The sequence below is a fragment of the Dactylosporangium sp. NPDC005555 genome (assembly GCF_040605635.1).
GTDB lineage: Bacteria > Actinomycetota > Actinomycetes > Mycobacteriales > Micromonosporaceae > Dactylosporangium.
The window spans coordinates 86,713-108,018 of record NZ_JBEXDG010000017.1 but is presented as its reverse complement, the minus strand read 5'-3'; the positions used below and the strand labels follow the sequence as shown (position 1 = coordinate 108,018).

Sequence of the window (21,306 nt, the reverse complement as noted above, 5' to 3'; positions counted from 1 at the left end):
GATCGGTGGTCGCGCGGCACCGCGGGACCGTTGCGTAAGGTGGTGTCCCGTGAGACGGGCCCGGTCGCTGATCGCTCTCGGCGCCGCGCTGGCCGTCGGCGGCTGGCTGCTGTTCTCGCCCACGTCGCACGAGGCCCCGCCGCCGGCCGTCGCCCCGTCGGGCGCCGGGACCGTGACGGCGACGCTGCAGCCCGGGGTGGTGCCCGCGCGGCTCGCCGACGGCGCGATCTACACGCCGCTGTTCTACCTGGACGCGGGCACCTCGGTCGGCACGGCGCCCTCGCCGGACGGCAGGACGGAGCGGCTCCTGCTGCGGGGTGCCGGCGCGCCGCGCGAGCTGCGCAGCCTGCCGAAGGAGCGGTTCCCGCAGTGGCTCGGGCTGACCGCCGCGGACGGCGTCCTCTACTGGGCCGAGTCGGCGGCGACCGCCGCGGGTCCCTACGAGACCCGGGTGTGGCGCGCGCCGGTCGCCGGGGGTCCCGCGGTCGCGCTGACCGCCGACACGGGCGCGATTGTGTTCTTCGACTCACAACACGATCTGGTCGTCGCCGAGGACCGGGTGCACTGGGTCGCGGCGACCCCCGACGACGCGCCGAAGACCGAGGTGCGGTCCGTGGCCCTCACCGGCGGCGCCGTATCGACGGAGGTCATCGAAGGCCGGTTCCGGTGGACGTCGTGGCCGTGGCTGGTCAGCGTCGAGCCGGGTGCGGCCGTGCTGCTGAACCGGACCGACGGGCAGCGGCGGCAGGTGCCCGCCACCGCCGCCGAGCAGGTGCTGTGCACGCCGGAGTGGTGCCGCGCGATCGTGGAGACCGCCGGTGGGCGCAACCTGATCGACGTGATGCACGCCGACGGCAGCGGCCGGCGGCGCATTCCCGCCGATCTCAACACGATCGGCGTGGACACCGGGCTGCTGGACCGGTTCGAGCTCCTCACGGGCGTGCTGGGCGAGTCGCTGCGGCTGCTCGCGTACGACCTGCCGACCGGCCGCACGATCGTCCTCGCGGGTGATGTAGGTGTGGTCACGGCCCGTGGCGGCATCGTGTGGTGGTCGACGGGCAGTCCAGATCCGGACAAATGGCACGCCCTGGACCTGCGGCAGCTCGCGTAGCCACACCCCTGTCCAACGCGGTAATCGAACGTGTGCTCGACTTGTACCGAGGCCGCGTAGGCTGGTCACCGGCCTTTTCACGGACGGTGACCTCTATCAGGAGGGGTTTTGTGACGAATCCAACGGCCACGGCATCGACCAAGATCGACGCCGCGGTACTGAAGATCGCGGGGGTCGTGGTCCTCGGTGCGATCATGTCGATTCTCGACATCACTGTCGTCAGCGTCGCGCTGCCGACCTTCCAGACCGAGTTCAACGCGTCATACGCGACGGTCGCCTGGACGATGACCGGCTACACCCTCGCCCTCGCCACCGTCATCCCGCTCACCGGCTGGGCGGCGGACCGCTTCGGCACCAAGCGGCTGTACATGGCCGCGCTGCTGCTGTTCACGATCGGCTCCGGCCTGTGCGCCACCGCCGACTCCATCGGCCAGCTCATCGGCTACCGGATCCTGCAGGGCCTCGGCGGCGGCATGCTCATGCCGCTGGGCATGACGATGCTGACCCGGGCCGCCGGCCCGGAGCGGATCGGCCGGCTCATGGCCATCCTCGGCATCCCGATGCTGCTCGGCCCGATCACCGGCCCGATCCTCGGCGGCTGGCTCATCGACACCTACAGCTGGCACTGGATCTTCCTGATCAACCTGCCGATCGGCGCCGTCGCGCTGGTCTACGCCGCGTTCGCGCTGCCGAAGGACGAGGCGCACCCGTCGGAGTCCTTCGACTTCCTCGGCATGCTGATGCTGTCCCCGGGCCTCGCGCTGTTCCTGTTCGGCGTGTCGTCGTGGCCGGAGGCCGGCACGTTCTCCGCGACGAAGGTATGGCTGCCGATGCTCGTCGGCGGGCTGCTCGTCATCGGTTTCGTCCTGTACTCGTTCAAGCCCGCGCACCCACTGCTGGACCTGCGGCTGTTCCGCAACCGCAAGCTGACGATCGCGACGATCACGCTGTTCGTGTTCATCATCGCGTTCATGGGTGCCGGCCTGCTGTTCCCGAGCTACTTCCTGCAGGTCGGCGGCGAGTCCACGCTGCACGCCGGTCTGCTGATGGCACCGCAGGGCATCGGCGCGATGCTGACCATGCCGATCGCCGGCATGCTCGCCGACAAGATCCCGGTCGGCCGGACGGTGCCGTTCGCGATGGCGCTCATCGCCGCCGGCTTCTTCACGTTCACGCAGGTCACCGCCGACACGTCGTACTGGCTGCTGTGCGGCTCGCTGTTCGTCATGGGCCTCGGCATGGGCGGCACGATGATGCCGATCATGACGTCGGCGCTCAAGACGCTCGGCCACGCCGAGGTCGCCCGCGGCTCCACGCTGGTCAACATCCTCCAGCAGATCGGCGGCTCCATCGGCGCCGCCGTCATGTCGGTGATCCTGACCAGGCAGCTCAACGAGTCGGACCTGGTGCCGGGCTCCACCCCGCCGGTCACCGAGGCCCAGCTGGCCATCGCGGCGCAGCACTCCGACCAGATCAAGGCGCAGGTGCCGCCGCCGCTGTTCGAGAAGGGCCTGGCGTTCGTCGCGGACTCGTTCGCCACGACGTTCTGGGTCGGCTTCGCGCTGGTCCTGCTGACGTTCATCCCGATCGCCTTCCTGCCGCGCAAGAAGGACCCGAAGACGGCGGACGACGAGAGCCCGGCCGGCGCCGCGACGCCGGTGATCGTGCACTGAAGGTTTCTCTCAAGGGCCGTCCCGACTCCGGGGCGGCCCTTTTGCCTGCGAACACCGTTTGCGGCGTCCTGTTTCGTGCCGGGTCCCGCAATCCGCCGCACGGATCGGCCGGCGACGATTAGCCTGCGGCGATGACTACTGGACAGTTGGTGCGGCTACGGACGATCGAGCCGGCCGAGTGGGAGGCGCTGTGGCGGTGGAACAACGACCGCGAGGTGATGCGCTGGATGAACGACGGCTACCGGCAGACCCTTGCGCGGTACATCGCCCGCGGTGAGGAGCGGGGTCCCAACACGTACGGCGACGTCCTCTTCGGCATCGAGACCCTGGTCGCGCCGCGGCTGGTCGGCCTGGTCCGGCTCAGCGGCGCCGAGCCGGAGACCGGGCGCGCCGAGCTGGACATCTACCTCGGCGAGAAGGACAGCTGGGGGCACGGGTACGCCACCGAGGCCACCCGCCTCATGTGCCGCTACGGCTTCGAGGACCTGCGCCTGCACTCCATCCACCTGTGGGTGGTGACCGAGAACGCCGCCGCCCGCCGGGTCTACGAGAAGGCCGGCTTCATCGAGGACGGCCGCGCCCGCCAATGCTTCCGCCGCGACGGAGAGTGGTTCGACATGTACCTGATGAGCATCCTGGCCACCGACCCTATGCAGAACTAGGAATAGCTGTGTAGAGTTCTGATATGGGTACGCTGCGTTTGACGACACCGCGGCTGCTCGTGCTCAGGGCGTTGCTGGACGACCCGGGGCGCGAGCGCTACGGCCTCGACCTGGCCACCGAGGCGGGCCTCGAGCCCGGCACGATCTATCCGATCCTCGTCGCCTTCGAGGGCGCCGGCTGGCTGTCCAGCCGCGAGGAGGAGATCGACGTGCACGCCGCGGGCCGCCCCCGCCGGCGCTACTACGTGCTGACCGCCGACGGCGTGACCGCCGCCCGCGCCGCGCTCGCCCGCCGCGCCTCCTCCCGCATCGGACGCCTCGCGTGGTGACGGGCGCGGCCCCGGCCGCTCTGCCCGCGTCGCTGCGGTTCGCCGTCGCGGTGCTCACGCTGCTGCTGCCGTCCGGGTTCCGCGTGCGGCAGCGGGACGAGTGGACCGCCGACCTGCTGGCGCTGCCGTCCGGCCGCCGGCGCTATGTGCTCGGCGCCGCCCGCACCCTGCCCGCACTCCACGCCGCCGCCCGCAGGGCCGGCCTGGCCAGTGCCCCGGTCACGGTTCAGGGCGTGCTCGCCGCGCCCGCCAGGGTCCTCACCGCCGGGCTCGGCTGGCCCGTGCTGTCCTGGCTCCTGGTCGTGCCGCTGCCGTATTTCCTGTTCGACATCCCGGGCCGCATCGCCGCCACCGGCGGTGGCCTCGTCGACCCCAAGAGCCTCTGGCCGTCCGGCGTGCTGTTCTGGGTCCTGCTCCCGCTGATCCTCTCCCTGACGCTCGGCGCCTATGTCGCCCTGGCCGGCGGCTGGCTCCTCGCCGCCTCGATCGGCCTGGCCGGCACCGTCGTCGGCCTCCGCCTCCGGCACCTCCGGCTCGCGGTCGCCGGCCTCGTGCTCGCGGCGGTCTCCCTGCTCGCCGTGACCGCCGCCGGGCAACCGGTCTTCAACGCCGATCCTGGATACGGCGCCGCCCTGCTCGGCACGGTCGCCGTCGGCCTCGGCCTATGGGGGCGCAGCCTCACCCCCTGGCAACGCGCCCGCCTCATCGTCATCGGCTTCACCGCCGCCGCGGTCCTCGCCGCCCACCACACGACCCTCGGAGCAGCCATGCACGCCTGGTACCTGGACTGACCCACCCGCGCGGGGCAGTGTCTTCAAAAGGTCGAAGCCATTGCCGGCGCACGGCTTCTGACGGCGGCGACGTCGGTGGGGTGCTGGTGTGGGCGCAGCGCCGCTGGGTGGCGCGGCGGCGGGCGGGTGGGTCTGCATTGGTCTTCCGGCAGGGGCAGGTCGGCGAGCGGGCGAGGCGCCGGGGCTGCTGCGCCGCCGCAGGCCGGGGCGCTGTCGCGGCTGCGCTGGTGCTGAGCGCGGCGCTGTCGCGGCTGCGCTGGCGCTGAGCGCGGCGTGCTGTCAGGTCTGAGCGGCCGCCGGGTGGCGGGCCGGGACGGGTGCGCGGCGGCGGTGGATCGCCCATTCCGCTACGGCGAGGTTGATGACCCAGCCGGCGCCCATCAGGAACGCTCTCGCGGACGGGCCGGGGTCGCCGGCGAAGAGGAACCATGGGGCGTGGGTGAAGGCCTGGGTGCCGGCGGCGAGGCCGATCGCGTAGCCGCGCGTCACCCACGCGCTGTGGGCGGGGATGTCGCGCCGGCGGGCGGCCGCGAATCCGAGTGCCAGGGCCACGGCCATGGCTGTGCCGAAGAGCAGCCGCTCCAGCATGACCAGGGTGCCGTCGGCGGGCGGGAGGTCATACATGACGGACATCCACAGGCCGGTGAGCGCTGCGACGACGCCGCAGGGGATCAGGACCCGGCCGGCGGCGCGGTGCCAGCGGATCCGGGCGCGGCGGAAGCCGGGGGAGAACTGGAAGGCGCCGAGGAGCAGGAAGACGGTGGCGCTGACGATGTGCAGGACGACCGGCAGCGGCTGGTCGAAGAAGCGGGCGTTGTCAGGGGTGCGGGTCCCGCCGCCACCCAGCTCGGCGACGCGCACGGCACCGGCGACCATGGGGACGAAGCTGATCGCGATGAGCCCGGTGGGGACGAGCCAGGTGGCCTTGGTCATGCGTCGATCGTCGGCCAGACCCGGGGGGCGGCACATCGATACTCTGACCGAGACAGCGGCCGTGCTTAAGTACTACGACCCCGGCCGGTCTCGTAGGCCCAGATCGCGATCTCGACCCGGTTCCGGGCGCCGAGCTTCGTCATCAGGCTGGCGACGTGCGTCTTCACGGTGCTGAGCGTGATGTGCAGCTCGGCGGCGATCTCGGCGTTGCTGCGGCCGCCGGCGACCTTCGCCAGGACCTGCTCCTCCCGGTCCGTGAGCGCCGGGTGCCGCGGCGCGGAGGTGGGACCGGCGCCGGCGAACGCTTGCAGCAGCCGCGCGGTGACCGCCGGGGCGATCAGCGCCTCACCGTTCGCGGCGGCGTGCACGGCCTGCGCGAGCAGCGCCGGCCCGGCGTCCTTGAGCAGGAAGCCGCGGGCGCCCGCGCGCAGCGCCGCGTACACGTACTCGTCGAGGTCGAACGTGGTGATGACGACGACCGCGAGGGGGTCCTGGACGCCGGGGCCCGCGAGGGCGCGGGTCGCCTCGATGCCGTCGAGCCCCGGCATGCGGATGTCGAACAGGCACACGTCCGGGCGCAGCCGCCGGGCGAGTTCCACGGCCCGGCGCCCGTCGGCGGCGACCCCGGCGACCTCGATCCCCGGCTGCGCGTCGAGGATCATCGCCAGCCCGGTCCGGACGATCTCCTGGTCGTCGGCCACGACCACCCGGATGTTCACTGCGGGATCCCGGTGCGCGGCAGCACGGCGGTGACGGTCCAGCCGTCCTGCGTCGGGCCCGCCGAGCAGGTGCCGCCGAGGAGGCCGGCGCGTTCGATCATGCCGAGGAGTCCGTACCCCGCGGGCGCGGCGGGCCGGGCCGGGCCGGAGCCGTCGTCGCTGACCCGCAGCCGCACGCACGTGTCGTCGGCGTGCACGCGGACCTCGATCCTGGTCGCGTGCCGCGCGTGCCGCCGGGCGTTGGTGACCGACTCCTGGGCGAGGCGGTAGATGGCGGCGCCGACCGGCGGCGGGATGCCGTCGAGGTCGCCGGTGAGCCCGATGTCGACCGGCGGGCCGGTCCGCTCGTCGTCCTCCGCGAGGGCCGCCAGGTCGCCGATGGACGGGCTCGGCGCCCTGGCCGCCGGCTCGTCGCCGCGCAGGACCCTGACCATGGCCCGCATCTCGGCGAGGGCCCGGGTCGCCTCGGCCTCGATGACGCGCAGCGCGTCGGTCGCCGCGGCCGGGTGCAGGGCCGCGGTCGCGATCCCGGCCTGGGCCCGGATCGCCATCGCCGACACGTGGTGGGCGACGGTGTCGTGCAGGTCGCGGGCGAGGCGTTCCCGCTCCAGCGCGCGGATGCCCTCCACCTCGCGCCGGCGGGCGCCCGCGCGGTACCGCAGCGTCAACCCGAGCGCGAGCCCGCTGGACAGCACGGCCAGCCCGGCGACGGTGTCACCGGCGGGGACACGCACGACCTGGTCCGCGACACCGATCTTCACGGCGATGACCGCCCCGCCCAGCACGATCTCGCGGCCGGAGCCCCACCGCGTCAGCGCGTACACCGGCAGCAGCACCGAAACGGCGGCGAAGTTCCGCATCGCCTCGCCCGTGACCAGCGGCAGCAGACCGGTCGCGCCGAACGCCACGGCGACCGCCACGAGGGGCTGGCGCCGGCGCCACGGCAGCACGGCGGCGACCGCGAGGACCGCGAGGACCGACGGCACCCGCATCGGCAGGTCGGGGCGGAGCAGCCCTTCGAGCACCGCGAGCGGCACGAGGAGGGCCGTGGGCGCCCAGTCCCGCGCGGGCGTGCCCGGGGGCCGGGGCTCGCGCCACACCGATCGCAGGGCCTCGATCACCCCTGGATCGTAAGCCGCAGATCGACGAAGTCGCGCCCGAGCGGGCCGTCACGGCGCTCGCCGTCCGGCCGCCAGCCGCGCCGCAGGTAGAACGCCTTCGCGCGCGCGTTGCCGTCCCAGACCTCCAGGAGGCCCTCGGTGACCCCGGCGGCATGCCAGGCGGCGACCCCCGCGTCGTGCAGGGCGCCGCCGATGCCGCGGGCCCAGTGCGCCGGGTCGACATACAGGCCGACCAGCCGCGCGGGCGGGCCCAGCGACAGGAACCCGGCCGGTCGCCCGTCCTCGGCGTCCACGCACAGCACCAGGCGGTCCGTCGCCTGGATGCTGATGGTGTACGCCTCGCACAGCCGCGCCGTGTCGTCGGGGACGTCCAGGTCGCCGTAATACGTGCGGCGGGCCTCCTGGTGCAGTCGAACGAGGGCCTCGGCGTCCTCGGCGACGGCTGCGCGAACCTTCACGGGGGTGACGATGCCACGATCCGGGTTTGGCCGCGACCCCGCCCGGAAACCTCTGAAGTATGGCCAACACCGACAACAGGCACGGCGTCCCGCGCGTCGACAGGAGCGTGGACATCGACACCGTCCGCGACGAGGCGGAGCGGATCGCGGTGCCGGACTTCGACTACATCGGCCAGCCCATCGACGCGATCGTGGACGGGCTCACCGGGCACAGCCACGACAGGGACGAGGACACCGAGGAGACCACTGTCGAATAGCCGCTCACGCGCGCGGTGACCTGATCAGCAGGGTGGCGACGACCTCGTCGGGGCCGACGGTGCCGTAGACGTGCGGCACGTCGGCCGCCCACGCGATGTGCTCGCCGGGCCCCGCGACCAGCGGTTCGCCGGTGGGTCCCGCCCGCAGGACGCCCTCGGACACCGTGACGTGCTCGGTGACGCCCGGCGCGTGCGGTGGTGAGTGCTGCACCACGCCGGGCCGGACGCGCATCCGCAGCAGCTCGAACGTCACCCCCGGCTCGTCGAACACCTCCAGGAGCGTCGCGGTGACCGCCGACCCCCGGACGGGTTCGCCGTGCTGCTCCCTGACCAGCGCCGTCAGCGGTACGCCCAACGCACCCGCGACCGCGTAGAGCGTCTCCAGTGTCGGGTTCCTGGTGCCGTGCTCGAGCCCGGACAGGGTGGCCTTGCCGATCCCGGCGGCCCGCGCCAGCTCCGACAGCGACATCCCGCGCGCGGCCCGCAGCTCCCGCAGCCGGTCCCCGAGACTTGTCTCCACGCCGCTATGGTGACATCCTCCTACTGCGTTCCGTATACGGAACGCCGGTGTCTCTGGGGGTGTCTCATGCGGCGGTTCGACGCCGCCCAGCCGATCCTGGCCGGGCTCGTCAGCGCGGTCGTCGGCTACGCGAGCTCGTTCACGGTCGTGCTCGCCGGCCTCCGCGCGGTCGGCGCGACCCCGGCCCAGGCCGCGTCCGGGCTGCTCGCGCTGTGCACCGGCATCGCGCTTACCGCCGTGTTCCTCGCCCTGCGGCACCGCATGCCGATCAGCATCGCCTGGTCCACGCCCGGCGCGGCGCTGCTCGTCGCCACCGGCCACGTCCAGGGCGGCTGGCCCGCCGCCGTCGGCGCGTTCCTCGTGTCGGCCGCGCTCATCGTCGTCGCGGGCCTGTCACCGTGGCTCGCCCGCGCGATCGCCGCCATCCCGGCCCCCATCGCCGGTGCCATGCTCGCCGGCGTCATCCTCAGCCTGTGCACCGCCCCGGTCCGCGCCGTCGTCGACGTGCCCGCGCTCGCCGTCCCGGTCGTGCTGACCTGGGCGCTGCTGACCCGCTTCGCCCGTCAGTGGGCCGTGCCGGGCGCGCTGCTCGCCGCGGTGATCGCGATCGCCGTCCGCGGCGTCCACCTCACCGGCGTCTCCGTCGCGCCGTCGCTGGTGCTCGTCGCGCCGACGTTCAACCTGCCGGCCCTGATCAGCATCGCCGTCCCGCTGTTCCTCGTCACCATGGCCGCGCAGAACGTCCCCGGCATGGCCGTCATGGCCACCTACGGCTACACCCCGCCCCTGCGCGGCGTCCTGGTCACCACCGGCCTGGCCAGTGCCCTCGCCGCCCCGTTCGGCGGGCACGCCCTGAACCTGGCGGCGATCACCGCGGCCCTCACCGCCGGCCCCGACACGCACCCCGACCCGCGCCGCCGGTGGGTGGCGACCGCCGCGCTGGGCTTCGGCCAGCTGACCCTCGGCCTCGGCGCCGGCCTCGCGATGGCCCTCGTCCTGCTCTCCCCGCCCGTCCTGGTCGTCGCCGTCGCCGGCCTGGCGTTGCTGTCCGCCCTGGGCGCCTCCCTGGCCAGCGCCGTCACCGCACCCGGCGGCCGCGAGGCGGCGGTGGTGACCTTCGTGGTGACCGCCTCGGGAATGACGATCCTGAACATCGGCTCCGCCTTCTGGGGCCTCGTCGCCGGCGCGCTGACGGCCCTGCTCCTGCACCGCCACCGCGCCACACCGGCCCCGGCCGGGCCACCGCCCGGCCCGGAACGGGAGCCGGAGACGGTGGCGCGGCCCGCCTGACACCGGACCGCTCACGGTCCGGTGTCACGCCGTGACAGCATCCGGCCGGTGCCCGGACGGCGGTGATCGGCGGCGCACTCAGGTAGCGGGTTTCCAGACGGCGGCGATCGCGAGCGCGCTCAGGCGGCAGGTTTCCGGACGGCGGTGATCGGCGGCGCGCTCAGGTAGCGGGTTCCGGACGGCGGCGATCGCGAGCGCGCTCAGGTAGCGGGCTTCCAGACGGCGGCGATCGCGCTCAGGTAGCGGGTTTCCAGACGGCGGTGACGGGACCGGTGAGGACCGTCCACTTCGGACGGCCGGCGCGGACCGGGACCGGGCGGCGGGGGCCGGCGGTGACGCCGTTGACCATGCCGTAGTCGACGCGGGAGGTGGCGAGGCCGGGCAGGCCGCGCTCCAGCATGAGGGACAGGGTGGTGCGGACCTGGAGGTCGGCGAACTCGGCGCCCAGGCAACGGCGCGGACCGAGGCCGAACGGGATGAACTCGTACTGCCGGGGTCCCGTGCCGTGCCAGCGCTGGGGGCGGAAGACCTGCGGGGACGGGTACACGATCGGATCGCGGTGCTCGAGCAGCGGGGACATGAACAGCAGCGCCCCCTTCGGCACGGGTGGCGAGCCGGCGATCTCGACCGTCGCCGTCACCCGGCGGGGCAGGGTGATCGGCACCGCGGGCAGCAGCCGCTGCGACTCCTTCAGCACCGCCGCCAGGTCGTCCACCGTGGACACATCGGGCGGAGCGGCGTCGGGGTCGGGGCTGCCGAGCAGGGTGATGAGGGCGAGGCTCATGGTCATCGCGGTAGTCTCGAACCCGGCGGCGAAGAAGCCGTGCAGCTCCCCCGCGATCTCCTCGGTGCTGAGCCGGTCGCCGTCCTCGTCGACGGCGTGGCACAGGATCGACAGCGCGTCGGGCCGTGGTTCGCCGGCGCGGCGACGGGCGATGAGGTCGGCGAGCCGCTCGTAGGCGCCGGCGACGCGGCGCAGCCATCGCCCGTACGGCGTCCACGGCAGGTCCCGTTTGAACAGCAGCACGCGCGGGTCGAACGCCTCGGTGCCCAGCGTCACGATCCGGTCAGCGAACGCATCGAGGGAATCGAACCCGCCGAGCGAATCGAACCCGCCGAGCGAATCGAACCCGTCAGGCGAATCGAACCCGTCAGGGGAAGCGGTCCCACCGGGGGAAGCAAACCCGCCGAGGGAAGCGGCGTCGAGGCCGAGCAGGCAGCGCATCAGGTTGGTCTTCGAGATGCGCAGGCACTCGCGGGTCAGGTCGAACGGCTCGGGGTCCGTGGACGCGAACCGGGACCGCTCGAACGTGTCGGCGAACACCGCCCGGTAGTGCGTCATCGCGGTGCGGTGCACGGCCGGCATGAGCAGCTTGCGCCGCCGCGTGTGCTCGACCCCGTTGGCGGTGACGACCGCGTCGAACATCCCCGACCACGGCCGGCCGGGCGGCAGGTCGAAGAACCCGTCGGCCCGGTGGAACGCGGCGTTGTCGGTGAACACCTGCCGCACGCCCTCGCGGCCGCGGACCACGACGACGGATCCGTTGGCGGCCGTGGCCGGCACGACCGGCTGCTCGAACGGGGCGACCCGGCCGAGCAGGAAGCGGGCCGGGTCGCGGATCAGCTTGAAGTTGTTGAGCATCGGCACCCCGGACGGACCCGGCGCGTCGATGCGCAGTGCGGTGTCGAAGAGCCCCACGCCGACCACACTCCCTTTCACGGGAGCCTATGGATGGCCATCGGCGGTGACCATCCGGCGAACGGCCGACGACGGTATGTGATGATCGAGCGCTGTGCCCCGTCTGATCCTCATCTGCGGTCTGCCCGGCGCCGGGAAGACGACCCTCGCCCGGCGGCTGGCGACCGCCGTACTTCCAGCCGCCGACCGCCGAGGAGCTCGCGCTGTTCGACGCGCCACCGGTGGAAGGTCAGCCGGTGAACCGTGCCGCGGACGCGCCCGACAGGTGACCCGGCGGCAGCTTCCGGCCGCAGACGACCAGCAGCAGGTCCTGCGCCAGGCCGCGCAGCGGCTCGCCGGCACCGGACGTCCAGTCCAGGTCGGTCGCCTCCAGCCGCACACCGTCGAGGTCGGCGCCGAAGTATGCCACGTTGCGCGGCCGCATCGAGCCCATGACGATCATGAGCCGGTCCGCGGGCACCCGCCGGTCCAGTCCGAGCGCGACCGTGCTGTCCAGGCCGTGGATCACCTCGTGCGACAGCGCCCCCACCGCCCCTCCGCCCGGCGGCGACCACGGGTGCGCCACGTTGTCCCGCAGCGACCGCAGCAGCTCCCCGGCCGGCATCCTGGCCGCGTCGCGGCGGGCGACCCGGTCCGCCATCGGGTTGAACCGGCCGCCGGAGCGCACCATCTCCCACACGAACCCGCCGGGCCCCATCCGGAACGGCATCGTCGTGTGCGCGAGGACCTCCCGCACCCGCCACCCGGCGCACAGCGACGGCGCGTCCCACTGCCCGGTGGTCAGCCCCGCGAACACCTCGGCCAGCTCCGAGCGCTCGGCCACCACGGCGGCCTCAGCTTGCGACATCCTCAACACCCTCCTCGGCACGGTTTCCGGAAGGTGGTACGTCCGGCGCCGGCGAGACTCATCGGTGGCGTGCGCGGGCCGGTTACACTCGCCAGTCATGACGACCTTGACCCACCGCCTCGCCACGGTCGCCGCCGCCCTGGTCATCGGGATGGGCGCGCTGACCGCGTGCAGCTCTGACAACGTGACGTGCTCGACCAACGCGTGCACCGTCACCTTCGACCGCGGGGTGGAGGCCGAGTCCAAGGTCCTCGGCGTCGACGTCAAGCTCATCGGCGTCGACAACGGCGTGGTGAAGGTCGACGTCGGCGGCACCACCGTGAGCGTGCCCGTCGACGGCACCGCCCAGGCCGAGGGCTTCAACATCACCGTGCAGAGCGTGACCGACTCCCAGGTCGTGGTCCGGGTCCAGACGAGCTGATCGCCGGCGACCGATAGGGTGGCCCGCGTGAACATCGTCGCCCTGGTCCTCGTCGGTCTCGTCGCCGCGCTCCACGCCTACTTCCTGGTGCTGGAGATGTTCCTGTGGACGGCGCCGCGGACCCGGGCGGCGTTCGGCACCACGGCCGAGTTCGCCGGGGCCAGCAAGGCGCTCGCCGCCAACCAGGGCCTCTACAACGGCTTCCTCGCGGCCGGCCTGGTCTACGGCATGATCGCCGGTGACCCGGTCGGCTTCGCGCTGCGCGTGTTCTTCCTGGTGTGCGTGATCGTCGCCGGGCTGTACGGCGCCGCCACCGCGAGCCGCCGCATCCTGCTCGTCCAGGCCCTCCCGGGCGCTCTCGCCCTGGCCGCGGTCCTGATCGCGCACTAGCGCGCATCGCCCGCGCGGCGCAACCGGGGACGGCTACGCTGCGTTAAGTGAAGATCACTCGCTGTCTGCTGGTCCTGAGTCTGAGCCTCACCCTCGGCGCGTGCGCCAAGAAGGACGAACCGGGCGGCGAGGGCACCGCCACCGGCGGGTTCAACGCCGGGCTCACCGAGGTCGTCAACCCCTCGGCCGCGGCGGGCGGGACCCTGAAGCTCGCCAGCGCGCACGACGTCGACTCGTGGGACCCGACCAGGTCCTACGTGACGGCGGTGTACAACCTGCAACGGCTGTACACGCGGACACTGCTGACACCGGACGCCAAACCGGGCGCCGACGGGCTGAAACTGGTGCCGGACCTCGCGGCGGCGGCACCGCAGATCTCCGCGGACGGGCTCACGTACACGTTCAAGCTGCGCGGCGGGGTGAAGTTCGAGGACGGCTCGCCGGTCACGTCGAAGGACGTGCGGCAGGGCATCGAGCGGCTCTTCGCACAGGAGGAGCTCAGCGGCGGGCCCACCTACCTGATCGACCAGCTCGACCAGGGCCAGAACTACCCCGGCCCGTGGGCGGACAGGTCCGGCCTCAGGAGCATCACGACACCCGACGACACGACGATCGCGTTCAAACTGGCGGCGCCGTTCGCGGACTTCCCCTACCTGCTCGCGATGGGCGTCGCCGCGCCGGTACCGGCGGCGAAGGACACGGGCGCGAAGTACGGCGACAAGCCGGTCTCCTCGGGGCCGTACAGGTTCGAGTCGATCGAGTTGGGGAAGAAGGCCGTCCTCGTCCGCAACGACCAGTGGGACCGGGCCACCGACACCGTGCGCCGGGCGCTGCCGGACCGCATCGAGCTGGTCATCGGCACCGACCCGAACGAGATCGACCAGCAGCTGCTCGACGGCGACCTCGACGCCGACGCCGGGCAGGGCGGGGTGCAGACCGGCACCCAGCCGAAGGTCCTGCTCGACGCCGCGCTGAAGGCCCGCACCGACGAGCCGACGACCGGGTTCACCCAGTACGCGGCGATGAGCACGAAGGTGCCGCCGTTCGACGACGTGCACTGCCGGCGGGCCGTGCAGTACGCGATCGACAAGACCAGCGTGCAGACCGCCCGCGGCGGGCCGGACGCCGGCGGCGACATCGCCGGGTCGATGCTGCCGCCGGGCATCCCCGGGCACGACTCGGCGCTCGACCCGTTCCAGACGAAGAGCGGCAAGCCGCAGCCGGCGAAGGCCAAGGAGGAGCTCGCCGCGTGCGGCAAGCCGGACGGCTTCGAGACGGTCATCGCGACCACCGACAGCCCGAAGGCGTCGAAGACCGCGGAGGCGATCCAGGCGGCCCTCGCCGCGGTCGGCATCAAGGCCCGCGTCGAGGCGTCCGACCCGTCGCTCTACGCCCGCTCGGTCGTCGGCTCCCCGTCGAACGTGCACTCCAAGGGGTACGGGCTGATCATGGGCGCCTGGTCGGCGGACTTCCCCACCGGGTACGGCTTCTACCCGACGCTCGTCGACGGGCGGCTGATCCTGCCCAGCGGCAACAACAACTACGCGGAGCTGTCCGACACGGCGATCAACGCCCTGATCGACCGGGCCCGTGGCACCACGGACCCGGCCGAGGGGGCGAAGCTGTGGTCGCAGGTCGACGCCGCGGTCATGGCGTCCGCGACGATGCTGCCGCTGACCTACGACAAGGTCCTCAACTACCGCAACCCGAGGCTCACCAACGTGTTCGTGAACCAGTACTACGGGATGTGGGACGTCACGGCGATGGGGGTCTCCTGAGCATCGCGTAGAGGGGCGGCCCGTCGCCGATGTGGAACGCCGAGGTGTCCGCGTAGCCGTGGCGGGCGTACAGCGCGGCGTTGCGCCGGCCGGTCGCCTCCAGGTAGGCGGGCAGCCCGTCGGCGTCGGTGACCCGGTGGTGCTCGCGCAGCAGGCGGCTGCCGAGCCCCCGGTTCTGCGCGGCGGGGACGACGCCGAGGAACGCGAGGTAGTCGTGGGTCAGCCCGTCCGGGTGGGCGGCCAGCATGTCCTCGTCGAGCTGGACGAAGCGGCCGGTCGCCGCGCCGCACGCCTCGGCCAGCCGCCGGTCGTAGCCGGCGATCTCGGGCTCGAACCTGCCGTCGAGGCGCACCCACGCGGCCACGGCCGACCCGTCGGCCGTCATGTGGACCGTGCCGTGCTCGACGAACCACGGCGTCACGAGGTCGAAGTAGCGGCGGTACACCTCCACCCGCTCCGCACGATCCGGCACGAGCCAGTGCGCGATGTCGGTGTCGTCGAGCGCCGCCGCGAGCACCGCCGCGACCGTGCCGGTGTCACCGGCCCCGGCGACTCGCACCGCCGGGGCCGTCGACGTGGAACTCATCGCGAGGGGCCCGACCGGTGGGCGGCCGGGGCCTCGTCCGGCTGGACGGTGAGCAGGGCCGCGTTCACGCCCTGGCCGATGCCACGGTACGTCTCGGGACTGCCCGACCGCAGGAAGGCCGCCCACGCGGCACCGACGAGCGCAGCCGCGAGGAACAGGCCCGGGAACAGGAAGCGCGGCAGCCCGGTCGGCGCGACGCCGAGCAGCGTGTCGAACTCCAGGACCGTCACGACCAGGACCGCCGCCAGCAGCACCGCGCCGACCGCCGGGGCGATGAACCGGCGCCACTGCGACACGTCGGCGATCTCGCCGGCGCGGTTGCGCAGGAAGAACGCCAGCACCGCCACCGACGTGACGGTCATCAGGATGAGCACGCCGAAGCCGCCGGTCACGGTCCACCAGAAGAACAGGTGCACGAACGGGTCGAGGCCGTCGCTCGCGGCGAACACGGCCAGGACGACGGCGGCCAGGATCGACTGCGTGATCGAGCCCCACAGCGGCGCCCGGAACCGCCGGCCGGTGGCGCCGAACCAGCTGAACAGGACCCGCTCCCGGCCGAGCGCGAACGTGTAGCGGGCCGCGGTGTTGTGGAACGCGAGCAGCGCGGCGAACAGGCTCGTCACGAACAGCACGTGGCCCAGGGTCAGCCAGATCTCCGCGAGGTGCGGGCTCACCAGCACGAACATCGTCTCGCTGGAGTTGTCGGTGGACAGGGCGATGATGTTGTCCGGCCCGGCGGCGACCGACATGGCCCACGAGCAGAACGCGTACAGCAGGCCGATGATGATCAGCGACAGGTAGGTGGCGCGGGGGATGTTCCGCTTCGCGTTGCGGGTCTCCTCGCTGTAGACGGCCGTCGACTCGAAGCCGACGAACCCGGCCACGGCCGTGGCGAGCGCCGCACCCGTGCCGGCGCTGAACAGCTGCGCGGGGTTGACGGTGTCGAACGTGACGTTGCCGCCGGCCGGGTGCGCCAGCTCCACGACCGAGAAGATCAGCGCGATGACCACCTCGGCGCCGAGCAGCACACCGAGCAGGATGCCGCTGAACTCGATGCTCAGCACGCCCAGGACGCCGATCACGGCCCACGCGACGAACGCGCACACCCACCACTCGACCTCGAGGTTCCACTGGGCCTTGAGCAGGCCGCTGAGCACCGGGCCGAAGCCGCCGAACAGGCCGATCTGCATGAAGTTGTAGGCGAGCACGGCGACCCCGGCGGCGCCGAGACCGGTCACCCGGCCCAGCCCCTGGGCGACGTAGGCATAGAACGCGCCGGAGTTCACGATGTGCCGGGACATCTCGGTGTACCCGACGCTGAACACGCCCAGGACGACGGCCATCGCGACGTACGCGACGGGAATGCCGAGCACACCGGTGACGGCCCAGCCGGCGGTCGCGCCGCCGGCGATGACGGTGAACGGCGCCGCGGCCGCGATCACCATCAGAATAACGGTGAGCACCGTCAGTTTGTTCTGATCCAGGGCAGAGTCGACCTTGCTGACGTAACCGCCTGTCGGCGGCGCGGTGGAGACAGGCATGACATCCTCCGGGGAAGCGGGATGGGGGTGTTTCAGCGTCCGTTCATCACCTTGTTGCCGATGACGACCCTCGTTTCCTGGATGAGGGTCTGCACATCCGCGTGGGACTGCTGGACGAGGTGCTCGAAGTACGCGGTCGCGGCCTGGCCACCGCCGTCGAGAATGATCGGCAGGAGACCGGTCGCATCGGCGATTCCGAGCAGATGCACGTCCTTCTGGTCGAGCGGCCGGCGTTGTGCCAGCGCGGTGCCGAGCCGCACCCTCGGCCACACGAAATCGTTCGTGTCGGTGGGCTGATAGAACGTGAAGCGGCGCAGCAGCCGCCGCCCTTCCTGCGGTATCACGTGATTCGCGGCGACCAGCCGGCGGGCGACCCGCTCATAGGCCTCCATCGACAGATACGTGAGCCAGGTGCGCACGTCGCGGGGCGTGCGCTCGCCGCGGATGTCGTCCAGGACCGCGTGCGCGACAGCGTCCCCGGGCGTGGATCCGCCGCGCACGGACAGCAGGCCGTCCTCGACGTTGAGGATGCCGGCCCAGCCCAGTTCGCCGATCAATGCGGACGCCAGACCGATTCGGGTGGCGTCCTCGGAAAGCCGCAGTGTGCCGCTGCGGTCGTCGTGGCAGAGTCGGAAGAAGTCGTCGGCGAGCGGCTCCCGGCGCACGTGGTCAGCAAGCAACCGCGTGCCATTCCCACTTGTGCCGCACAGCCGTCCCCCACGAATGCAGTCCGTGTTCAAGTCCGCCCAGCACCGTAGCGGTTCGCCACGACACACTTCAATCCCGGAGGATGTTTTAACCACCTCGAAACTTCGCACGAGGCATGACGCACGTCGATCACGAAGAATTCTGCACATGCAAGAACTACAGTGGATCTCATGGACGTATTCATGATCGCCGACCCCGGCGACGGGCCCTACGGCATCACGACCGGCCCGGACGGCGCGCTGTGGTGCACGCTGGTGCACGCCGGGGCGGTGGCCAGGATCGCCCTCGACGGCACCGCGACCCGCTTCGACCTGCCCGGTCCGGGACCGGCCCTGATCACCACCGCCGGTGACGCGCTGTGGTGCACGCTGCTGCGGACCGGCGCCCTCGGACGGCTCGACCCGTCCGGCGCCGCGTCACTGACCCCGGTGCCCGGCACTCAGGGCACGTACGGCATCGCCGACGGCCGGGACGGCGACATCTGGTACACCTCGATGCGACCGGCACACATCGGCCGCTTGTCCGCGGACGGGTCCGTTTCGGTCGTGCCGCTGCCGGAGGGCTCCATGCCGTCGATGCTGACGACCACCGCCGACGGCTCCGTGTGGTGCACGCTGAACCAGGCGCACGCGATCGCCCGGCTCACCCCGTCCGGCGAGCTCACCGTCCACCCGCTGCCGACCCGGGACGCCGCCCCGGTCGGCATCACCACCGGCACCGACGGGGCCGTCTGGTTCGTGGAGATCGCCGCCGGCCAGATCGGCCGCCTCACCCCGGACGGCAGGGTCACCGAGTTTCCCCTGCCGGACCGCGCCGCCCGCCCGCACGCCATCACCGCGGACCCGTCGGGCGGCTGCTGGTTCACCGAATGGGCCGGCAACCGCATCGGCCACATCACCCCGTCCGGCGACATCACCACCCACGACCTGCCGGTCCCGTCCGCCGAACCCCACGGCCTCACCGTCGCCCCCGACGGCACCGTCTGGACCGCCCTCGAAACCGGCGCCGTCGCCCGGCTCCAAAACGGCCCGCCGGCATGAACCGGCGGGCCGCTTTTCCGTGCTGACGCTTTTTCCGTGCTGACGCTTTTTCCGTGCTGACGCTTTTTCCGTGCTGACGCTCTTCCGTGCTGACGCTCTTCCGTGCTGACCGCTACGACAGGACGCGGAGCTGGACCGTGGTGGCCATGTTGGAGAGCTGGGCGAGGATCTCCGCCGGGTAGTCGATGGCGATGTCGGACAGCAGGTAGCCGAGCTCGCCGCGGGTCGCCAGGATCTGGCCCTCGACGTTGACCTTGTGGCCGGCGAAGATGCTGTTGACGTCGGCGAGGACGCCCGGCACGTTGTGGTGCAGCAGGGCGATGCGGTGGGTGTCGGGGGCCTGCTGCAGGTTGAGCGACGGCAGGTTGACGCTGAGCGTGGTGGAACCCTCCTGCACGTACTTGTGCAGCTTCTCCGCCACGAACGAGCCGATGTCGGACTGCGCCTCCTCGGTGGAGCCGCCGATGTGCGGGGTGAGGATGACGTTGGGCAGGCCGCGCAGCGCGGAGGTGAACTCGTCGCCCTTCGCCTTCGGCTCCTTCGGGAACACGTCGACGGCGGCGCCGGCCAGGTGCCCGTTCTCCAGGTGCTTGCGCAGCGCCTCGTGGTCGATGACGAAGCCGCGGCTCAGGTTGAGGAAGATGCTGCGGGGACGCATCCTGGCGAACTGCTCCTCGCCGAAGAAGCCGCTGTTGCCCGGGCGGCCGTCGACGTGCAAGGTGACGATGTCGGACTTCTCGAGCAGCTCGTCGAGCGTGTCGCAGCGTTGCGCGTTGCCCAGCGCGAGGCGGTCGGCGGTGTCGTAGAAATACACCTTGAGGCCCAGGTTCTCGGCGAGGACCGACAGCTGGGTGCCGATGTTGCCGTAGCCGACGATGCCGATCGAGCGGCCGCGCACCTCGTGGCTGCCCGCGGCGTCCTTGTCCCAGACGCCCGCGTGCATGCCGGTGTTCTTCTCCGTCAGCCGCCGGGTCAGGGCGATGATCTCCGCGACGGCGAGCTCGACGACGCTGCGTGTGTTGGAGAACGGCGCGTTGAAGACCGCGATGCCGGACTCGGCGGCGGCGCGCAGGTCGATCTGGTCGGTGCCGATGCAGAACGCGCCGATCGCCCGCAGGTGCGGCGCCGCGGCCAGGGCGGCGGCGCTCACCTGCGTCTTGGACCGGATGCCCAGCAGGTGGACCCCGTCGAGCCTGGCGATCAGCTCGTCCTCGTCGAGCGCACGCCCGAGGGTCTCGACCTCATATCCCTCGGACCGCATCCGCTCGACCGCGACGGGGTGGATGTTTTCGAGGAACAGGACCCGCACGGGGTCGCTCTGGGATGTCAATGCCTGCACCCCACCTACCCTAAGTGACCTCACGTGTCACTGGTACGTGACCCGCGACTCGTCCCGCCCTGTGCGACCGCGTGCCGCTCCTGCAGCTTCGCCCGGATCTCCTCCGGCGTGTACGCCCTGCGCCGGCGCTCCGCCCGCGCGACCACCACCCCGGTCGCCGCGACACCCACGACACCGGCCAGGCCGAGGACCTTCCACCACTTCGCCTTCATGGGCCTCTAGGGTACTGGTCGTGCAGGGAGCTATCGATCTCGACGACGCCGTCCGCATGACCCGTACGGGCGACCTCTGGGTGTTCCGGGGCCGCTCCAGGGCCGACCGGGCGATCCAGACGCTGACCAACAGCCCCGTCAACCACGTCGGCATGGCGGTCGTCCTCGACGACCTGCCCCCGCTCATGTGGCACGCCGAGCTGGGCAGATCCCTTCCCGACATGTGGACAGGGGGCCATCAGCGCGGGGTCCAGCTGCACGACCTGCGCGACGCCGTGCTCGTGTGGGGTCGCCGGTACGGCCAGCGCCCCTGGCTCCGCCAGCTGCACCACGACGTCACCCCCGCGATGGAGGAGGCGGTCCTGCGCACCATCGCCCGCCTCGACGGCACCCCGTTCCCGTCGACCGCCCGGCTCGCCGGCCGCTGGTTCCAGGGCCGCGTGCCGAACATCCGCAAACGCAACGACTCGTCCCTCGAAACGGCCTACTGCGCCGAGGTCGTCGCCGTCACGTACGAGGAGATGGGCCTGCTCCCCACGGGCCGCCGGGCCAACTGGTACGACCCCGGCAAGTTCTGGAGCGGCGACGACCTCGACCTGCTGCACGGCGCCACCCTCGGCGACGAGATCGCCGTCACCCTCCCGCCGGCCTGACCGGCACCTACGGGCGGCGCCTGACGAGCAGGACGACCAGCACGACCACAGCGATCGTGACGGCGGTGCAGAGACCGCACACGACCAGCAGATGCCACGGTTTCAGTGCGCCCATCAGGTGCTCGCTCCCGTCGTGGGTGACCTGCCGGTCGTCGCCGGCGGGGGGTGTGCGTTCGGGCGGGCGGGCCTAGCCGGGGAGCTTGACGGTCGGGTCGTCCGGCGGCGGGG

At 72.2% G+C, this 21,306-nt stretch carries 24 protein-coding genes; 12 read left to right on the top strand and 12 right to left on the bottom strand.

Annotated features, from left to right (window positions below; genetic code table 11):
• Window positions 1-49 precede the first annotated feature (49 nt).
• The 5 genes from ABZS58_RS21100 (at window position 50) to ABZS58_RS21080 (ending at window position 4,566) form a co-directional block, all read left to right on the top strand.
• A complete protein-coding gene (locus ABZS58_RS21100) occupies window positions 50-1,111 on the top strand; it encodes a hypothetical protein (protein WP_354783864.1) in 1,062 nt (353 codons plus the stop codon).
• A gap of 110 nt (window positions 1,112-1,221) precedes the next feature.
• Window positions 1,222-2,784, top strand: a complete 1,563-nt coding sequence (locus ABZS58_RS21095) for a DHA2 family efflux MFS transporter permease subunit (RefSeq protein ID WP_354783862.1) — start codon at window positions 1,222-1,224, stop codon at window positions 2,782-2,784.
• Window positions 2,785-2,915: 131 nt separating this feature from the next.
• A complete protein-coding gene (locus tag ABZS58_RS21090; RefSeq protein WP_354783860.1) occupies window positions 2,916-3,446 on the top strand; it encodes a GNAT family N-acetyltransferase in 531 nt (176 codons plus the stop codon).
• Between the two features lie 23 nt (window positions 3,447-3,469).
• Window positions 3,470-3,775 (top strand): helix-turn-helix transcriptional regulator, encoded by a 306-nt coding sequence (locus ABZS58_RS21085; protein ID WP_354783858.1) that lies wholly within the window; start codon window positions 3,470-3,472, stop codon window positions 3,773-3,775.
• Window positions 3,769-4,566 carry a hypothetical protein gene (locus tag ABZS58_RS21080; RefSeq protein WP_354783856.1) on the top strand — a complete coding sequence of 266 codons (798 nt, stop codon included), beginning with the start codon at window positions 3,769-3,771 and terminating at the stop codon, window positions 4,564-4,566. The genes ABZS58_RS21085 and ABZS58_RS21080 overlap by 7 nt, the downstream gene beginning before the upstream one ends.
• Window positions 4,567-4,845: 279 nt before the next feature.
• Here ABZS58_RS21080 and ABZS58_RS21075 read toward each other — a convergent pair whose 3' ends face one another.
• From ABZS58_RS21075 to ABZS58_RS21060, 4 genes are all read right to left on the bottom strand, one after another.
• Window positions 4,846-5,499, bottom strand: coding sequence for a DUF2306 domain-containing protein (locus ABZS58_RS21075; RefSeq protein ID WP_354783854.1), 654 nt, complete (start codon window positions 5,497-5,499; stop codon window positions 4,846-4,848).
• 65 nt (window positions 5,500-5,564) lie between these two features.
• Window positions 5,565-6,218 carry a response regulator transcription factor gene (locus tag ABZS58_RS21070; RefSeq protein ID WP_354783852.1) on the bottom strand — a complete coding sequence of 218 codons (654 nt, stop codon included), beginning with the start codon at window positions 6,216-6,218 and terminating at the stop codon, window positions 5,565-5,567.
• Window positions 6,215-7,339, bottom strand: coding sequence for a histidine kinase (locus tag ABZS58_RS21065; protein ID WP_354783850.1), 1,125 nt, complete (start codon window positions 7,337-7,339; stop codon window positions 6,215-6,217). The genes ABZS58_RS21070 and ABZS58_RS21065 overlap by 4 nt, the downstream gene beginning before the upstream one ends.
• Window positions 7,336-7,797 carry a GNAT family N-acetyltransferase gene (locus ABZS58_RS21060; protein ID WP_354783849.1) on the bottom strand — a complete coding sequence of 154 codons (462 nt, stop codon included), beginning with the start codon at window positions 7,795-7,797 and terminating at the stop codon, window positions 7,336-7,338. The genes ABZS58_RS21065 and ABZS58_RS21060 overlap by 4 nt, the downstream gene beginning before the upstream one ends.
• A 59-nt stretch (window positions 7,798-7,856) precedes the next feature.
• Here ABZS58_RS21060 and ABZS58_RS21055 point away from each other — a divergent pair, with 59 nt between their 5' ends.
• The gene (locus tag ABZS58_RS21055; protein WP_354783847.1) at window positions 7,857-8,054 is read left to right on the top strand and encodes a hypothetical protein; all 198 of its coding nucleotides are present in this window, start codon (window positions 7,857-7,859) and stop codon (window positions 8,052-8,054) included.
• A 4-nt stretch (window positions 8,055-8,058) separates the two neighbouring features.
• Here the strand turns inward: ABZS58_RS21055 and ABZS58_RS21050 are convergent, their stop codons facing one another.
• On the bottom strand, window positions 8,059-8,574 hold the full coding sequence (locus tag ABZS58_RS21050; protein ID WP_354783845.1) for an XRE family transcriptional regulator: 516 nt from the start codon (window positions 8,572-8,574) through the stop codon (window positions 8,059-8,061).
• A gap of 66 nt (window positions 8,575-8,640) precedes the next feature.
• Here ABZS58_RS21050 and ABZS58_RS21045 point away from each other — a divergent pair, with 66 nt between their 5' ends.
• Window positions 8,641-9,864 carry a benzoate/H(+) symporter BenE family transporter gene (locus tag ABZS58_RS21045; protein ID WP_354783843.1) on the top strand — a complete coding sequence of 408 codons (1,224 nt, stop codon included), beginning with the start codon at window positions 8,641-8,643 and terminating at the stop codon, window positions 9,862-9,864.
• A gap of 235 nt (window positions 9,865-10,099) precedes the next feature.
• Here the strand turns inward: ABZS58_RS21045 and ABZS58_RS21040 are convergent, their stop codons facing one another.
• Window positions 10,100-11,563 carry a cytochrome P450 gene (locus ABZS58_RS21040; RefSeq protein ID WP_354783841.1) on the bottom strand — a complete coding sequence of 488 codons (1,464 nt, stop codon included), beginning with the start codon at window positions 11,561-11,563 and terminating at the stop codon, window positions 10,100-10,102.
• Window positions 11,564-11,792: 229 nt separating this feature from the next.
• Window positions 11,793-12,410 carry a maleylpyruvate isomerase family mycothiol-dependent enzyme gene (locus ABZS58_RS21035; RefSeq protein ID WP_354783839.1) on the bottom strand — a complete coding sequence of 206 codons (618 nt, stop codon included), beginning with the start codon at window positions 12,408-12,410 and terminating at the stop codon, window positions 11,793-11,795.
• Between the two features lie 97 nt (window positions 12,411-12,507).
• On the opposite strand from ABZS58_RS21035, the gene ABZS58_RS21030 reads away from it, so the two are divergent.
• Genes ABZS58_RS21030 through ABZS58_RS21020 form a run of 3 tightly spaced genes read left to right on the top strand, consistent with a single transcriptional unit; the run spans window position 12,508 to window position 14,999 of the window.
• A complete protein-coding gene (locus ABZS58_RS21030) occupies window positions 12,508-12,831 on the top strand; it encodes a hypothetical protein (RefSeq protein WP_354783837.1) in 324 nt (107 codons plus the stop codon).
• A 27-nt stretch (window positions 12,832-12,858) separates the two neighbouring features.
• Window positions 12,859-13,221, top strand: a complete 363-nt coding sequence (locus tag ABZS58_RS21025) for a DUF1304 domain-containing protein (protein WP_354783835.1) — start codon at window positions 12,859-12,861, stop codon at window positions 13,219-13,221.
• Window positions 13,222-13,268: 47 nt separating this feature from the next.
• Complete coding sequence (locus ABZS58_RS21020; RefSeq protein ID WP_354783833.1) at window positions 13,269-14,999, top strand: ABC transporter substrate-binding protein; 1,731 nt, start codon at window positions 13,269-13,271, stop codon at window positions 14,997-14,999.
• Here ABZS58_RS21020 and ABZS58_RS21015 read toward each other — a convergent pair.
• From ABZS58_RS21015 to ABZS58_RS21005, 3 genes are read right to left on the bottom strand one after another with little or no spacing between them, the layout of a single operon-like run.
• Window positions 14,977-15,558 (bottom strand): GNAT family N-acetyltransferase, encoded by a 582-nt coding sequence (locus ABZS58_RS21015; RefSeq protein ID WP_354783831.1) that lies wholly within the window; start codon window positions 15,556-15,558, stop codon window positions 14,977-14,979. The two genes, ABZS58_RS21020 and ABZS58_RS21015, sit on opposite strands and share 23 nt — an antisense overlap.
• A 23-nt stretch (window positions 15,559-15,581) precedes the next feature.
• Entirely contained in the window at window positions 15,582-17,126 is a 1,545-nt protein-coding gene (locus tag ABZS58_RS21010) for an APC family permease (RefSeq protein WP_354783829.1), read from the bottom strand.
• Between the two features lie 32 nt (window positions 17,127-17,158).
• The gene (locus ABZS58_RS21005; protein WP_354783827.1) at window positions 17,159-17,944 is read right to left on the bottom strand and encodes a GPP34 family phosphoprotein; all 786 of its coding nucleotides are present in this window, start codon (window positions 17,942-17,944) and stop codon (window positions 17,159-17,161) included.
• Between the two features lie 60 nt (window positions 17,945-18,004).
• On the opposite strand from ABZS58_RS21005, the gene ABZS58_RS21000 reads away from it, so the two are divergent.
• Window positions 18,005-18,874, top strand: a complete 870-nt coding sequence (locus ABZS58_RS21000) for a virginiamycin B lyase (RefSeq protein WP_354783825.1) — start codon at window positions 18,005-18,007, stop codon at window positions 18,872-18,874.
• Between the two features lie 112 nt (window positions 18,875-18,986).
• Here the strand turns inward: ABZS58_RS21000 and serA are convergent, their stop codons facing one another.
• Both serA and ABZS58_RS20990 read right to left on the bottom strand, forming a co-directional pair.
• The gene (gene serA, locus ABZS58_RS20995) at window positions 18,987-20,213 is read right to left on the bottom strand and encodes a phosphoglycerate dehydrogenase (protein ID WP_354783823.1); all 1,227 of its coding nucleotides are present in this window, start codon (window positions 20,211-20,213) and stop codon (window positions 18,987-18,989) included.
• 20 nt (window positions 20,214-20,233) lie between these two features.
• Window positions 20,234-20,425: a hypothetical protein gene (locus ABZS58_RS20990; RefSeq protein ID WP_354783821.1), complete on the bottom strand. Its 192-nt coding sequence runs from the start codon at window positions 20,423-20,425 to the stop codon at window positions 20,234-20,236.
• Between the two features lie 56 nt (window positions 20,426-20,481).
• Here ABZS58_RS20990 and ABZS58_RS20985 point away from each other — a divergent pair, with 56 nt between their 5' ends.
• Window positions 20,482-21,078 carry a hypothetical protein gene (locus ABZS58_RS20985; RefSeq protein WP_354783979.1) on the top strand — a complete coding sequence of 199 codons (597 nt, stop codon included), beginning with the start codon at window positions 20,482-20,484 and terminating at the stop codon, window positions 21,076-21,078.
• Window positions 21,079-21,306 lie beyond the last annotated feature (228 nt).